At 47.1% G+C, this 14,543-nt stretch carries 13 protein-coding genes; 8 read left to right on the top strand and 5 right to left on the bottom strand.

The window, feature by feature from the left end:
- Positions 1-173: 173 nt before the first annotated feature.
- On the bottom strand, positions 174-1,370 hold the full coding sequence (locus IH879_03570; GenBank protein MCH7674011.1) for an ABC transporter permease: 1,197 nt from the start codon (positions 1,368-1,370) through the stop codon (positions 174-176).
- A gap of 1 nt (position 1,371) precedes the next feature.
- A complete protein-coding gene (locus tag IH879_03575; GenBank protein ID MCH7674012.1) occupies positions 1,372-2,139 on the bottom strand; it encodes an ATP-binding cassette domain-containing protein in 768 nt (255 codons plus the stop codon).
- 274 nt (positions 2,140-2,413) lie between these two features.
- Here IH879_03575 and IH879_03580 point away from each other — a divergent pair, with 274 nt between their 5' ends.
- The 3 genes from IH879_03580 to IH879_03590 all read left to right on the top strand — a co-directional run bounded on the left by IH879_03580 (position 2,414) and on the right by IH879_03590 (position 7,305).
- Positions 2,414-3,832: a Glu/Leu/Phe/Val dehydrogenase gene (locus tag IH879_03580; protein MCH7674013.1), complete on the top strand. Its 1,419-nt coding sequence runs from the start codon at positions 2,414-2,416 to the stop codon at positions 3,830-3,832.
- 1 nt (position 3,833) lies between these two features.
- Positions 3,834-4,178 (top strand): hypothetical protein, encoded by a 345-nt coding sequence (locus tag IH879_03585; protein ID MCH7674014.1) that lies wholly within the window; start codon positions 3,834-3,836, stop codon positions 4,176-4,178.
- A gap of 1,267 nt (positions 4,179-5,445) precedes the next feature.
- Positions 5,446-7,305: a bifunctional homocysteine S-methyltransferase/methylenetetrahydrofolate reductase gene (locus IH879_03590; protein ID MCH7674015.1), complete on the top strand. Its 1,860-nt coding sequence runs from the start codon at positions 5,446-5,448 to the stop codon at positions 7,303-7,305.
- A 106-nt stretch (positions 7,306-7,411) separates the two neighbouring features.
- Here IH879_03590 and IH879_03595 read toward each other — a convergent pair whose 3' ends face one another.
- Both IH879_03595 and IH879_03600 read right to left on the bottom strand, forming a co-directional pair.
- Positions 7,412-7,723: a nucleotidyltransferase domain-containing protein gene (locus tag IH879_03595; GenBank protein MCH7674016.1), complete on the bottom strand. Its 312-nt coding sequence runs from the start codon at positions 7,721-7,723 to the stop codon at positions 7,412-7,414.
- On the bottom strand, positions 7,702-8,091 hold the full coding sequence (locus IH879_03600) for a HEPN domain-containing protein (GenBank protein ID MCH7674017.1): 390 nt from the start codon (positions 8,089-8,091) through the stop codon (positions 7,702-7,704). The genes IH879_03595 and IH879_03600 overlap by 22 nt, the downstream gene beginning before the upstream one ends.
- Positions 8,092-8,353: 262 nt before the next feature.
- Between IH879_03600 and speB the strand changes: the two genes are divergently transcribed.
- The 5 genes from speB (at position 8,354) to IH879_03625 (ending at position 13,456) form a co-directional block, all read left to right on the top strand.
- Entirely contained in the window at positions 8,354-9,235 is an 882-nt protein-coding gene (gene speB, locus IH879_03605; protein ID MCH7674018.1) for an agmatinase, read from the top strand.
- Positions 9,232-9,480 carry a hypothetical protein gene (locus tag IH879_03610; protein MCH7674019.1) on the top strand — a complete coding sequence of 83 codons (249 nt, stop codon included), beginning with the start codon at positions 9,232-9,234 and terminating at the stop codon, positions 9,478-9,480. The genes speB and IH879_03610 overlap by 4 nt, the downstream gene beginning before the upstream one ends.
- Complete coding sequence (locus tag IH879_03615; GenBank protein ID MCH7674020.1) at positions 9,477-10,925, top strand: sodium:solute symporter family protein; 1,449 nt, start codon at positions 9,477-9,479, stop codon at positions 10,923-10,925. The genes IH879_03610 and IH879_03615 overlap by 4 nt, the downstream gene beginning before the upstream one ends.
- Positions 10,926-11,671: 746 nt before the next feature.
- Positions 11,672-12,004, top strand: coding sequence for a hypothetical protein (locus IH879_03620; GenBank protein MCH7674021.1), 333 nt, complete (start codon positions 11,672-11,674; stop codon positions 12,002-12,004).
- A 405-nt stretch (positions 12,005-12,409) separates the two neighbouring features.
- A complete protein-coding gene (locus IH879_03625; GenBank protein ID MCH7674022.1) occupies positions 12,410-13,456 on the top strand; it encodes a response regulator in 1,047 nt (348 codons plus the stop codon).
- A 263-nt stretch (positions 13,457-13,719) separates the two neighbouring features.
- On the opposite strand, the gene IH879_03630 is transcribed toward IH879_03625, so the two are convergent.
- The coding region (locus IH879_03630; protein ID MCH7674023.1) for an aminotransferase class V-fold PLP-dependent enzyme at positions 13,720-14,543 on the bottom strand (824 nt) is incomplete at its 5' end.

The raw sequence follows: 14,543 nt of genomic DNA on the forward strand, positions 1-14,543 counted from the left end.
GTGAGTTGACTCATTCAATAATAGATTCCGATGATTTTATAAAACAGACTTGGTTAATTATTCATAAAATATAAATATAAAATTCCGCATTCAAAAGCAAAGGATAATTTTCGTTAAATCACGCAACCCGTAATTGTTTCAAGCAAAAATTTCTTTAGGATTTAAATCTAAAATTACCCTCTGAAAATAACAGTCTCCCGCAAAAAGATTCGTGAAGACAGGAACAAACTGAGTCCCGCTAAAACGGCCAGCGAAGCATAAACCTCGATCAAAAGCCAAAAATCAATCGTGCCGGCGACAATTTCTTTGGTTGCTAATGAAACATTTAGAATCGGAATCAGGGCGGTTTTAGGATCCAAAGTAACTCCCGGAATCAGACCAATTAAAACCGGTAGAATAATTACGAAATTAAATGGCGTTATGATACTCTGGGCCTCTTTAAAAGTTTTTGCAAACATAGATAAGGAGAGTAAAACTCCAGCAAAAAACATGGTTAGAGGCAACAAAAGTGAAAGAAGCAAAACAATGGATTTAATCTCAAAGATACCTGAAATTACATCGATAATTTCCGGAGGAATTTCCCCAACTTGTAGAACGACAAGATAGAGTCCGACTAATGAAACAAGAGCTGAACCGATTCCGGTCAGAACAACCACGCCAAACTTTCCGAGCAAAATCACAAAACGACTGACTGGCGCTGTGAGAAGTGTTTCGATTGTCCCTCTCTCTTTTTCCCCCGCCGCCAGATCTATTGCGGGATACATGCTGCCCATAAAACAAAAAATGACAAAAATATAAGGCAGAAAAGCCCCAATTGCTTTGCCAATCCTCTCTTTTTTTGAGGTAATATCAACTTCAACCAGCTTTACCGCTGTGCTAACGGTTTTATCCAAATCAAGTTTCTCAAATCGTGCCGACAATAAAGAATCTTCAAACTTATCTACCAAATCTTTCATACGGTCCTTTTCGATATTGTCGCCTTCGGAAGATTTAAAATAAAATTTAATTCTACCTGCTCGAAGATTTTCGACGCGTTTATCAAAAGTTTTGGAAAAGACAAAGGCGCCATCGAGACTGTCGTTTTGAACAAAAGAACGAACACTGTCCTCGGGAACATTTTCAATAAGCTTGAATTTTTCATTTTGAATAATGATTTCAATTAACTTTTGTGTTTCGCTGTCGTTACTGATGACCGCAACTTGCAGGGTCTTTGCTTTGGCTTTTTTCACCATGGATTTTTGGATGGTTGTCCAAATTCCCAAAATCACCGGGAAAAGCGCGAGCGGAATAATGATCATAGCGATAATCGTGCGCCGGTCTCTGAGCGTGTCGATCAGTTCTTTTTTGAAGATGATAAAAAAGATGTTCATATTAAGCCTCCTCCACCAGTTTGATAAATTCATCTTCCAGCGATTTCGTTTTCATTTGACTGACAAAATCCTTGTAGCTGCCATTGTAGCACAGCTTGCCTTTGTGGATGATTGCCAGATCATCGCTGAGGAGGCTCACTTCTCCCATAATGTGAGTTGAAAAAATAACCGTTTTCCCTTGCTCACGAAAATCCCGAATAAGCTGAATAATGCTGCGTGCGCTGATGACGTCCAAACCGGCTGTCGGCTCATCAAATACCACCACTTCCGGATCGTGGATGATGGTTCGGGTGATGGAGACTTTCTGTTTCATTCCGGTTGAGAGTTTGCCGATTCGCCGCTTGGCAAATCCGTGCATATCGAGACGAGTATAGATTTCATCCCGGCGTTTTTCAAAAACCTTTTTATCCATGCCATGTAAATCAGCATAGTACTTGACCAGTTCATTGGGAGTTAACCGGTCATAGAGCCCGGTTGAGCCGGTAAGAAACCCCAAACGACGCCGGACTTCTTGCGGATTTTCCTGCACATCAAAACCACAAATTTTGATGCTGCCGGAAGTGGGCTTTAACATGGTTGCGAGTATGCGCAACGCGGTGGTTTTTCCGGCTCCGTTTGGGCCCAAAAGAGAAAACACCCGCCCCGGCTTACTGGTAAAACTTATTCCTGCAACCGCTTCGACGGTGCCGTTTTTTGAGGCGCTGCCAAGTTCTTTCTTTTGCTGCCGGGTGAGCTTAAATCGTTTTCTTAAATCGTTCACTTCAATCATTGACTGTCCTCCCTCGTTTAACCGATTAGATTTTGCTCCAAGAGCATCGAAAGGTACAAATTACGACACTTTATGTCAATTTCTTTTACACCTGGAATAAAATTGTATTCAGAGTAAATGTTTAGAGAGCAAGTAGATAAAACCGCCGAATTTTTGGCATTCAAAAAAATCTTGCTTTTTGAGCGAATGTTTGTTTTTTTGACTATGAGTATCGCTTCGAATACACAACCTTTCGAAATCAGTCACATATTTTTGATCCTAAAGCGAGGATACTATGGCAAAGAACAAAATTTCGTTTTTTGATACGATTCTGGCCTTTTTTGACAAAGCCGCTGCTTTTACTTCCCACCCAAAAGGCTTACTCGATCAGATAAAATACACCAACAGTATTTATAAATTCAAATTCCCGCTTAAAAACGACGACGGCACGTACGAAATAATAGAAGCCTTTCGGGTTGAGCACAGTCATCACAAGTCGCCAGTCAAGGGTGGAATTCGTTACAGTGAGATGGTCAACGAAGATGAAGTTAAAGCCCTTGCCGCGCTGATGACTTATAAATGCGCTCTGGTTGATGTTCCGTTTGGCGGGGCGAAAGGCGGGATTAAAATCGAGCCGCGGAATTACTCCTCAGCGCAACTTGAACGCATTACCCGGCGCTACACTGCTGAGTTGGTAAAAAAGAATTTTATCGGTCCCGGAATCGATGTACCCGCTCCCGATTACGGTACCAGCGGACGCGAGATGGCCTGGATTGCGGATACTTACTCGGTGCTAAACCCGGGACAGATCGATGCAGCAGCCTGCGTGACCGGCAAGCCGATCGAACAGGGAGGCATTCGCGGCCGCGTGGAAGCGACTGGCAACGGCGTGTTTTATGGCCTCAGACATGCCTTAACTTATGCAGATGACATGAAGTCTTTAGGACTAAAAACCGGAATTAAAAATAAGAGGATTGTCATTCAGGGAATGGGAAATGTCGGCTATCATGCCGCGAAGTTCCTTCAAAAAGCCGGGGCAGTCATTACAGCGATTGCTGAGTACGACGGCGGCATTTGCAATCCTAACGGTCTGGACGTTGATGATGTGCAGAAACATCGCCGTGAAAGCGGCTCTATTTTGAATTTTCCCGGTGCTAGAAATTTTGAAGAAAGTAAGGCAGCGCTTGAATACGAATGTGACATTCTGGTCCCGGCAGCTTTAGAAGGACAGATAACCGAAAAAAACGCTCCGAATATTAAAGCGAAAATTGTCGCAGAAGCCGCTAATGGCCCCACCACCGCCAGAGCGGCTGAGATTCTCAAGGAAAGGGGGGTGATGATTATCCCTGATATGTATCTCAATGCGGGTGGAGTGACGGTGTCTTATTTTGAATGGTTAAAGAATCTGAGTCATGTCCGCTTTGGCCGGCTGAGCAAGCGCTTCGAGGAATCTTCCAATGAGGCAATCTTGGAAAAGGTCGAACAGTTAACCGGCAAAAAGCTGACAGCCGAGGAAAAGAGAGCCATCAGTCATGGCGCCGATGAAGTAGATCTGGTGAATTCAGGACTTGAGGAGACCATGATTAACGCTTATGATTCCATTCGCGAAATTTATATGACCACAGATGGCGTACCAACCTTGCGGGTTGCGGGGTTTATAAACGCAATTAATAAAATAGCGGTATCTTACATGCAATTAGGGATTTTCCCATAAGTTGGAGGTTTCTTTTAAAGTAGACAAAGGGGAAATTTCTTCAATGCATGCCGAACTCGCCCGACTTGGCAAAAGTGCATTGATGAATTCTGATTGGCAAAGGCTCGGCGAGTTGATGAATGACAATCATCGGATTCAGTGTGAATTGGCCGGCCACGGTGAGTCGAATGAACGACTGATCTCAGCGGCCTTGGATGCCGGCGCCTTAGGGCTAAACTTGCCGGGGCCGGGGAGGGCGGAACAATTATCGTTCTCTATCAAGGCGAAGACAGCGCCGATCTTGAAGAAGTTTTGCGAGACGCTGGAGCTTCTGCGATTTTTCGCCCGGCCATCGATTTTGGCGTAGTTCTAAGTCAATCTCCTTAGGTCTTCTTTAAGATAACTAGTGAGCCCTCCTGAAAAAATTGAATAAAATGGTTTTTTCAGTGTTTAGTATTTTACCGAATTCTTTTTAAGTATTTAGAAAGAAACGAAACCTGTACGGTGAATGCTAAGTTAGCTAATTAATGTTTTTTTTAAAAATTCAAAATTTCCTTAACTTTTTTTCGGTTTCGACTGTCTAATTAATAGATGGATTTCAATCCGCAGTAACCGAACTTAGAAAACCTAAACGAGTGACCAAGACAGATTATAACTTCAGCGAAGAGAGGATACCCTTAACATCATTTCGTTCCTCTGAGGCCCTGAAAGATGAGATCGGCCAGAGGATTTTGAATCGCAGAAGTATGGATTGGGATTTCGTGCAGTTAAACAGCGAGGGTGCGTTTCTATTTTTAACTTTTAAGCAGAAAATCAGTTGTAATTAATCGGTCACTTCTTTTCAAAGCCTTCCTAATTTTCCTCACTTTTGAACCTTTGAAACCTTCGGTTTCTTAACTTTCCGTCAAGTTCGGGTTGTCTTCCCGAAATTCAGCCATACCCAGGATTATTTTTTCAGGTAATTTATTTTCTGTTGGGAGGGATAACTGTACGTCCTGTTTTGGTGTTGAGAGATCCGTCCCAAGGCATCTTTTAAAATGACTTTGTAGTCTACTTCTTGGTTTATCCAGTCACTCCTCTGATCGTTGAAATGCTGCCAGAAAAGAGACTCTTTGTGATTAAGGATTTCTCTGATGTCAATTTTAGCCGCTCGCATGGCGCATTTGCCAGGGGGGCTAAAAAACAAAGAACCAATGCACCCTCCACCCAGAAGAATTTTCTTTTTGGTTTTTTAGACATTACCGCTAATAATGTTTTGTTATGTTTGAAATTTCTGGTTGCTAAGTCAATTAGTTGTCAATTTGTGGGCAAATAATGAAGGCAGATCTTATCTTGTTGACTAGGACAAGATTTGGTTTTAGAAGGCTGACAGGGCTAAAATCTCTTTGCAAAAAATTGTTCATATTTTAATCAAACAAAATCCGCTAACCGGTTTGATTCTGGCATGAGAGAAAGTGTGCGTAAAAAAAGCGGCATTAATTTTATGTAACATCTTAATAATAAATTAAATACGCTTTAAAAAACATATATTGGTGATTTTTCGAAAATTATTAGCGCAATATAACTTGCAAAGCGCTCGACTTGGTGTTATATTAATTTTAAATATTACTTTAAAGTGAACCGAGAATTCCTAAATGGGGAAAAAAAATTTTCTGAAAGAGCTTGAGAAGCGGGTGATTTTATTCGACGGTGCTACAGGGACCATGCTTTATAACCGCGGTGTGTTTATCAATCAATGTTTTGATCAAGTAAATCTCACCAACTCCAGGCTTATTAAAGAAATTCATACGGATTACGCAAATGCCGGCGCCGACGTGCTGCAGACCAACACCTTTGGCGCCAACCAGTTTAAATTGGCGCAACATGGCCTGAGTGATTCTTTAGAGGAAATTAACTATCAGGGGGCTAAGCTTGCCAGAGAGGTCGCCGGCAATCAGCTTTTTGTTGCCGGATCCGTCGGGCCTTTGGGCATCAAAATTGAGCCATGGGGAAAACTCAGCCGCAAAGAGGCAAATGATGCTTTCAAGGAGCAGGGTCAGGCGCTTCTTAACGGCGGCGTGGATTTGTTTGTTTTAGAGACTTTTTCCGATTTGAGTGAAATTGAGCAAGCAATTTTAGCTTTGCGGGAATTGGCTGATTTACCAATTATCGCTGAAATGACAATTGACGAATCAGGAAATTCTTTATATGGCACCGCAACCGAAACCTTCACGCACCAACTGGATAAGTGGGGTGCAGATGTTGTTGGTATAAATTGTTCAGTCGGGCCGCCGCCGATGATGGATGCTCTTGAGAAAATGGTGCATGTGACTAAAAAACCGATTATTATCCAGCCAAATGCGGGAAATCCGCGGGTCGTTGAAGAGCGCAATATGTATTTGGCCAGTGCCGAATACATGGGCGAGTATGCTCTGCGTTTTATTAAGGCAGGTGCCAGACTTGTTGGCGGTTGCTGCGGCACAACGCCTGAGTATATCAAAACAATGGAAAAATCAGTGCGAATGCTCAGCCCGAGACAACACAATTTTTCCATAGACATTCCAAAAGAGGTTATTGAAGAAGCGACCCCCATTCCCCGGGAAGAGAAGAGTAAGTTTGCTGCAAAACTGGTGAAAGGCGAGCTTGTTACCAGTGTTGAGATTGTCCCACCCAGGGGCAGCGATCCTTCCAAAGTCCTGGAATCATGCCGGCAATTAAAGGAATTTGGCGTGGATGGCATCAATGTCCCGGACGGCCCGCGCGCGATGTGCCGAATGGGTGCGCAACATCTTAGTATTTTGATAGAGCAGAATGTCGGTATTGAGACGCTCTTACATTATTGCTGCCGTGACCGCAATCTGTTGGGTATGCAGTCGGATATTATGGGATTGTATGCTGTTGGACTCCGAAACATTTTAATCATAACCGGCGATCCTCCGAAAATGGGCGACTATCCTGACGCAACGGCCGTGTTCGACGTCGATTCTATTGGGTTGACCAATATGGTCGACCGCATGAATCACGGCATCGATCTGGGCGGTACCAAATTGGATGCGCCAACCGGTTTCCATATTGGCGTTGGTTTGAACCCGGGGGCAATTGATCCCGCACTTGAAATTCGCCGCTTTGAATGGAAAGTGGAAGCAGGAGCAGAATATGCGATTACTCAGCCGGTGTTCGATCCGCAAATTTTACTTGAGTTTTTGCCTAAAATAAAACACGTAAAGATCCCTGTCATTGCCGGAATTTGGCCGCTCGTAAGTTTTCGGAATGCCGAGTTCATGAATAGTGAGGTGCCCGGCGCCTCGGTGCCGGAAAAGTATATGGAAAGAATGCGACAGGCACAGGAAATCTCAAAAGAGGAAGCCCGCGCAGAAGGGCTTCGAATCGCTCAGGAAGCAGTGGCCCAGAGCCGGGAGTATGTGAAGGGATTTCAGGTGAGCGCGCCGTTTGGCAAAGTTGAATATTCTATGCAAGTGCTGTCCGTTTTGAAGGAGTTTGGCGGGGATGTTTAGTTTAATAGATTGAAAAAAAATAATTTTCAATTAACGAAGCCACTCAGTTTTTTGAAATCCTTTGCCGTTTGGTGAGGGATTTTTTGTTTAAGGCTCGTACGCTGGGCTAAACAATTCGAATGCCGGTATTTAAAATCTCTCGCACGAATGGGTTGCTTTCGTCAAAATCTTGGGGACGGTAGGGGTGAATATGAATATCTGTGTCAACTTCAAGAAGAGCAGTATCCAATTTACGCCGGTCGGAAAACTTTACTCCTTCAAAAGCTGAAGATATAATTGCCAAATCAATATCGCTCCATTCCGTACCGCGCCCTTGAACCCATGAGCCGAACAAATATCCTGCCTCAACAGGAATCCCGTATTGACGTGCAGCTTTGATAAATCTTTTTGCGGTGTTTAAAATTGGTTGAGGAGCCATTGATAAAATTTCCTAATTTTTTCAAAGTTTTCTTTAGTGAATTCAGGTGTGCAAATTTTATGAAAATCAGCTTTTTCTTCAGGATATCTACCTGTTAAGTAAAAATCGTTTGTTTTGACTAAAAAGAATCTTTGTTCATCAGTTAAATTAATTGGGATTTTTCGTGCGAGTTTATCCAAGTTATGTATTCTTGGATGTGGTTCCGGATAATGTTCACGAATCCATAAAGCTTTGAAGGTTTTCTCAACTACAAGATGCCCAATAAATAGACACCAATCAAAGTGCTTTTTCTCAAACAAAGATTCGCAAACCTTCAAATCTTCCGAAGCTGAATCCAGCCAATTTTCAACCCATTCTGATTTGGTCATTTATTTGACTTTTTGATTCCTGTTTGTAAATTATACAAAATACAGGTATCAATAGCAATTATTTTTACTGCAATCCCTAACCTGGATAAACCCCGTGGGATAATCAATCCAACGGGGTAAACCGGAACAAGAGGGGTGAAAAATTATCGCTCACAGAATTCGAAATCCCACAGAAAAAACTTCTTTTTTTTATTTCAGTGGGATTTCTGTTTCTGTGAGCAAAGTCTTTGTTTTTTGGCAAAGATTTTATCTTAAGGAACTAATGAAAGAAAATCCCAAACTTTATCTTGCGGGGTGCCTAACCACCGATCCCCAACAACAAAAAAGCAGCAACTTGGTTTTTGTCGGACTCCCCGACGACAGCAAATCTGCATACCGCAAAGGGACTGCCAAAGCACCGCCGCTAATTCGTTCTGCCTACGATGGCGACTGCCACAATTCGACGACTGAAACAGGTGTCGATTTGTTTGGCCGGGTTGCTGATTTGGGCGACCTACCTGCAAAAGGTTCGTGGGATGAAACCGCACAATCATATCGTGAATTCGCAACGGAGCTTTTTAAGTCAGGTAAGATTCCATTTTTTGCCGGCGGCGATCACGCGGTCACCATCCCGATCGTGGCTGCGCTGGCCGTGCTAAATGAGCCGGTGCATTTCGTCCAAATTGATGCCCACCCGGATCTTTACCCGGATTTTGACGGTGATCGCTACTCCAATGCCTGTGTTGCCGCAAGAATTCTTGAGATGGAGCATGTTGCGTCGGTGACGCAAATCGGCATTCGAACCCTCAATCCACCTCAGAAGGAATTTGCAGAGAAGTATCGAGATCGCCTAAAAATTCATTATGCGCGCGAACTCATGGGCGAATTGCCCAGGTTGCAAGGCATTCCTGAAGGCGCTTCCGTTTATCTGAGCCTTGATATCGACGGTTTGGATCCTGCTTATGCCCCCGGCGTTTCTTACCCGGAACCTGGCGGTTTAACACCGCGGCAGGTCTTGAACTTTTTGCAAAAGGGTCATTGGAAACTCATTGGCATGGATGTCGTCGAGGTTAACCCTGAACTTGATGTGAACAATCTTACTGCTATTCTTGCCGGCAAAATATTTCATGAAGCCATGGGGTATGCGTTAAAGCATCTAAAATGAAAGTTCATTCAAAAAAACACCCCTACCAACATCTCTGGATTTGGGTAGTGTATTTGTGCCTTTTCAGCCTATCCGTTCCCTGGTACCTTCCAAAGGTAACCTCACCAAAAGTTTGGCTTGGACTGCCTCATTGGGTGGTCATCTCATTGACCGCAATCATCGGCGTCACCCTCTTTACTGTATTCGTCGTTTACCGGTTTTGGGGCGACGATGAAGCACTCAGCAAAAAGTCTGAGACCGAATGAAATCATTTCCCTTTGGCACAGGTGCGGCAATTTTTATCGCCTTGTATTTAGCCTTAATGTTAGGCCTGGGTTTTGTTGCCCGCCGTTTTCGAAAAAACGAATCTCCCAGCGAGTTCTATCTTGCCGGCAAATCCCTCGGCGGCTTTGTTCTCCTGCTTACATTATATGCCACGCAGTACAGCGGAAACACCTTGTTGGGCTACCCTGGCGAAGCTTACCGGCTTGGTTTCGCCTGGATCATGAGTGTTGGCTTTATGATGGCCATCGTTGTGGTTTATTTACTTTTTGCACCCAGATTACACCAACTGGCTAAGCAGTACGATTTCATCACCCCGGGAGATTGGATTCAACATCGGTTCGGTATGGCTCAGCTCACATTTGTGGTTAACCTTCTCTTGGTGGTTGCAATCGCTAATTTTTTGTTGGCCCAGCTCATGGCGATGGGCCATGTGGTTGCCGGGCTGACTGGAAACGCCGTGCCGTATTGGATGGGAGTCATTTTTCTCGCATTGATTATTATCATTTACGAGACTTTGGGTGGAATGCGCGCCGTCGCCTGGACGGATTGTATTCAGGGCATCATGCTGATTGTTGGCTTGGGCGGCTTGCTTATTCTAGCTTTACCGACTATCGGGCACCTGCAGGAAGTCACCGCATGGATAATCGAACATGAGCCGCAAAAAGCCGCCGTTCCTTCCTGGGAAATCTGCCGAACCTGGATAAGCACAATTCTGCTGGTCGGGTTTTCAGGCGCTGTCTATCCACAGGCCATTCAACGAATATACGCCGCGCGTAATACGAGGGCTCTAAAACGTTCCTTAAGCCTAATGATTTTTATGCCGCTTGTGACCACGTTAGTTGTTTTCCTAATCGGGATTATTGCCATTCAGCAATTCGCACATCTTGAAGGAATCGCGGCCGATCAGGTGATGCCGCTGCTGTTGAATGAGTGGGCAAACCAATCTCTTATGACTTATGCTTTGGCGGTACTTGTGGTTACGGGAATTCTGGCAGCGATCATGTCAACTGCCGATTCGGTGCTGCTCAGTCTTTCATCGATGCTGGCTAAAGATTTTTTAGGAAAGACGGTTTTAAAGGAGGCGAAAGAAGAGCGTTTAACCAAAGCTGGAAAAATCCTTTCCTGGGTAATTATGGCAGTTTTGGTGCCGATTGCACTCGTTCCTCGACTTACTTTGTGGGGCCTGACTGAGCTTAAAATGGAGCTCTTATCACAAACGGCGCCGGTTATTATTCTGGGAGTGGTTTGGCGACGACTTTCGGGCCAGGCAGCTTTGATCGGTGTTGTAGCAGGAACAACCCTGGCATTGATTTTAACTTTTTGGGGATACGGCAAACTATGGGGCTTTCACGCGGGACTTTTGGGATTGGGTTTAAATGTGGGCTGTTGTATATCTCTGACTTTACTTAAAAGGAAATTGCCTTGACTTTTTCAGAAAACTTATATATTTATCTGCATTCTTAGATATAACCTGGCGGTGTAGCTCAGTCGGCTAGAGCAGTGGAATCATAATCCACTGCTTCCCTATCTTAAGCTTAATAAAAACAACACTATTCTGCAACAAAAACTTCACAAGCCTAATCACACGTAACTACTTGTTTTTACATAGAGTGACACTATCTAACATGACAACCATTGTGAAAAAATTGTGAAAAAATTCCTGTCGTCGCGGCCCACGCTCAATAAACTTACATTTCACAACGTTGCCTATCGATCCATAACTACGGTGGGCCGCTTTCGGAACCGAACGCTACGAACGCTACCTCTTAGCCCCGGTGAAGGCCCAAGTTCAGAATGACATGATACCCATGTGAGTATTCACCGGGGTGGTCCACAGTGCTTGAACAGGCCGCGAACGACCACGCCAGTTGCGCCGGCATAGCGGCCTTATCTGATGGTTACGGCATCGGCCGCTAAGCGGTAAAAACTGCTCAAATTTGCATGGTAGGACCGGTCACATCGGGTTGAATTTCCTTCGCCCAGTCCAATAAGAGTTATAGAGATACTTTGACTTCGTCGGTGCACTCTGTAACAAGACTGACGAGCGATTGGGTGGATGGGCAGGTCGCCAGTCTTTGGGTGTCCCTGGGAAGTTGCTGGGCCGACTTGAATTATCAGGCATTTCGTTTCGCTATCTAACACAACGGCCCTAGACCAACAAACGTGGTTGCGATGAAACTATTGGGTTTGGTGCATGCCCTAGCGACAGTCAGAACCGTTCACTTCGGTTATCGGGGTGATGGTACTCCACAGGCTTTAGTAGAACTCGATGAAAGGTGTGGCGTGCGGATAATGGCTTGGTTCGAAGAAGACATTGCCGCCATTGCTCAAGAGTTGCAACGTGGTGATTTCATCTGGATCTCAGGTCATTTAGGAGTGCGACGCACCGTATTTGGCAGGGAATACCTTGTAGTTAATGTGATTGAATATGCCCATGTAGTGGTGGCGTTGAAGAACAGGGTATCCTACATGGGATCTCTACCACAGAAAATGTTCAACGGCTAAAGGAGACGAAGGGAAAGCAGATGTGACTAAAATTCTTGTGATAGAGGATGAGACGTATGTCCCCATTCGTCCCATTAATCTGGATGCTTGAGGCGTCATCCCGCCATCACAGGCCTTGATGGTGCCGTTTCAAAGCGCGCCTGTAAACCCTGGGCCTAACCTCTTGGCGGGATATCCGTAGGCAACAAACCAACAAGCCATTAGAGGATAGGCAACCGCTCAAAGTCTCCCGCTACAGTGACACTTGCCAAGTACTCGAGGGGTTCTCCTTAGGCGTTTAGGGTGTATGGCCTCTCAGGCCTACTTCGGTCCAATGCTACTCTATCAGCCTCTATGCTTGCCCGAATTGAAGTAAAAGTTAATAGATGGATCGGATCATGTGCATGCTCAGTAGGATTGAGTTAGGTGCAAGCCCCTGCCGGTAGAAACATCGTCGTGGTGAACGATGATCCATCACAACTGCTCTTAGCGACGACGATCCTACAGAAGGATGGTCTGGAGGTTTTTCCCTACGAAAATGCTGAAGACGCTCTCGTGGGGATCCGGGAACTGGCTCCACCCGACCTGGTAATAACCGACCTCAACATGCCAGGCACCGGTGGCTGGAACTTCTGCAGACTCCTGCGTTCTCCCGAGTTCGAATCCTGCAACAGAATTCCTATTTTAATTGTATCCGCGACCTATTCTGGAGCTGATACCCGGCGGATCACGGCCGATGTAGGTGCCAACAAGTTTCTCCCGGCACCCTATCAGCCGGCCGATCTACGGAACACCGTGGCGTACCTCCTCGAGCGATTCGACCGGGGTCGACTGATCATCGAGCCGACCAGCCTGCTACAGACCACTCTACATGAGAATAGCGATTACGGTGACATCAACGATCCATTGGCGAAAGCCTGGAAACAGAGCAAACAAGCCATCATGGGGCGAGTCGAGGTGTTGGAGGAAGCTACTGTAGCGCTAGTCGAAGGGTCCCTGAACGATGAAATGCGGCGGGGTGCAGAGCGGGAGGCACACAAGCTAGCGGGTTCGGTCGGCACCTTCGGTTTCCCCGAAGGCTCCCGCATCGCTAGGGAGCTGGAGGACACACTTCGAGGCAACAAATCCTTGGGCCAGACAGAGATCCTGCTTCTATGCGACAAGACGGTAGCTCTCCGCCGCGCGTTAGATAAGTCACCAGAAATTGTGGGTTCCGAAACAACGCCTGATGATGACTGGCCGACGCTACTCGTAGTGGATCATGACAGGGGCTTAGTTGAATTGTTGGCAGCGGAGGCCCAAGCTCTAGGGATGCGGCCCCACGTAGCAACGGACCTCTCCTCGGCCAGGGAGGTACTCCGTCGAGAGGATCCAGACGTGGTCGTCGCTCAATGCCGAAACCTGGGAGGTGCAGGATCTGCGGCACGATCCCGTAATTCAGGATCTGCGGGCCGCTGGCGCCGGTTGCGGTGACCGCCTCGACCTGGTCTTTATCGATTTCCTCGATCGCCTCGTAGAGCAGCTTGGCGCAAAAACCGATCGACCGGAAACCGATGGCGAGGACGCCGGCCAGAACACCCGGGCCGATGATCATGACCAGCATCAAGGCCCACAGCAGCGAGTTGATGGAGCGCGACGAGACGATGACGAACAGCGCCAAGGGGCGAACGAAGGCGGCGCTCGGCGACTATCAAACACGAAGTGGGAGAAGTTGCCAACAGCCAGTGTTTTACGGTTCAGGCGGGCACCGCCTCGCCGAGATAATCGACGGCGGCCTGGGCGCCGCCCTTGCCGTGGGGAATGCCGAGGGCGATGAGGCCGACCTCGATAATCGTCAGGGTGCCGAGGATCATCGGCGCGTTGACATGGCCCATATGGGCGATGCGGATGGCCTTGCCGGTGAGTTCGGCGATGCCGCCGCCGACCACCACGCCGCATTTCCCGTCGCAATAATCGAGCAGCGGCTGGGGATCGCAATTCATCAGCACGTTGGTCACCGAATCGGAGCGCTGGGCGGGATCGGTGATGTTGAAGCTCATGACCTGGCCCTCGGCCCACACCGCGACCGCCCGGCGCGTCGCCTCGGCCAGCAGGCGGTGACGGTGGAAGACGTTTTCCAGGCCCTCCTCGAAGATCATGTCGAGGGCCTTGGGCAGGGCGAACAGCATATGTTCCGGCGGCGTGCCGCAGTATTTGTTGTAATGCTCCTCGCCCTCGCGCTGGGTCCAATCCCAATAGCGGGTGCGCAGGCCGGCGGATTGGTGGGCCGCCACCGCCTTGTCGCCGGCGGCGACGAAACTCAGGCCCGGCGGGGACATCAGGCCCTTTTGCGAACCGGCGACGGCGACATCGACGCCCCAGTCGTCCATGTCGAACGGCATGGTGCCGAGGGAGGCGATGGCGTCGACCATGAGCAGCGCGCCGTGGCCGGCGGCGTCCATGGCGCGGCGCACGGCGGCGATGTCGTTGACCACGCCCGAGGCGGTGTCGACCTGGACCACCATGACGGCGGCGATCTCGCCCGCCGCATCCTCGCTAAGGCGCGCCTCGAGCGCCGCCG

The organism is candidate division KSB1 bacterium (assembly GCA_022562085.1).
Lineage (GTDB): Bacteria > Zhuqueibacterota > Zhuqueibacteria > Oceanimicrobiales > Oceanimicrobiaceae > Oceanimicrobium.

Excerpts from the sequence above, each read along its gene's own strand:
- IH879_03575 (MCH7674012.1), bottom strand. The coding sequence starts at position 2,139 with ATGATTGAAGTGAACGATTTAAGAAAACGATTTAAGCTCACCCGGCAG.
- IH879_03620 (MCH7674021.1), top strand. The coding sequence starts at position 11,672 with ATGAAACTATTGGGTTTGGTGCATGCCCTAGCGACAGTCAGAACCGTT.
- IH879_03610 (MCH7674019.1), top strand. The coding sequence starts at position 9,232 with ATGAAAGTTCATTCAAAAAAACACCCCTACCAACATCTCTGGATTTGG.
- IH879_03570 (MCH7674011.1), bottom strand. The coding sequence starts at position 1,370 with ATGAACATCTTTTTTATCATCTTCAAAAAAGAACTGATCGACACGCTC.
- IH879_03590 (MCH7674015.1), top strand. The coding sequence starts at position 5,446 with ATGGGGAAAAAAAATTTTCTGAAAGAGCTTGAGAAGCGGGTGATTTTA.
- speB (MCH7674018.1), top strand. The coding sequence starts at position 8,354 with ATGAAAGAAAATCCCAAACTTTATCTTGCGGGGTGCCTAACCACCGAT.
- IH879_03580 (MCH7674013.1), top strand. The coding sequence starts at position 2,414 with ATGGCAAAGAACAAAATTTCGTTTTTTGATACGATTCTGGCCTTTTTT.
- IH879_03595 (MCH7674016.1), bottom strand. The coding sequence starts at position 7,723 with ATGGCTCCTCAACCAATTTTAAACACCGCAAAAAGATTTATCAAAGCT.
- IH879_03615 (MCH7674020.1), top strand. The coding sequence starts at position 9,477 with ATGAAATCATTTCCCTTTGGCACAGGTGCGGCAATTTTTATCGCCTTG.
- IH879_03600 (MCH7674017.1), bottom strand. The coding sequence starts at position 8,091 with ATGACCAAATCAGAATGGGTTGAAAATTGGCTGGATTCAGCTTCGGAA.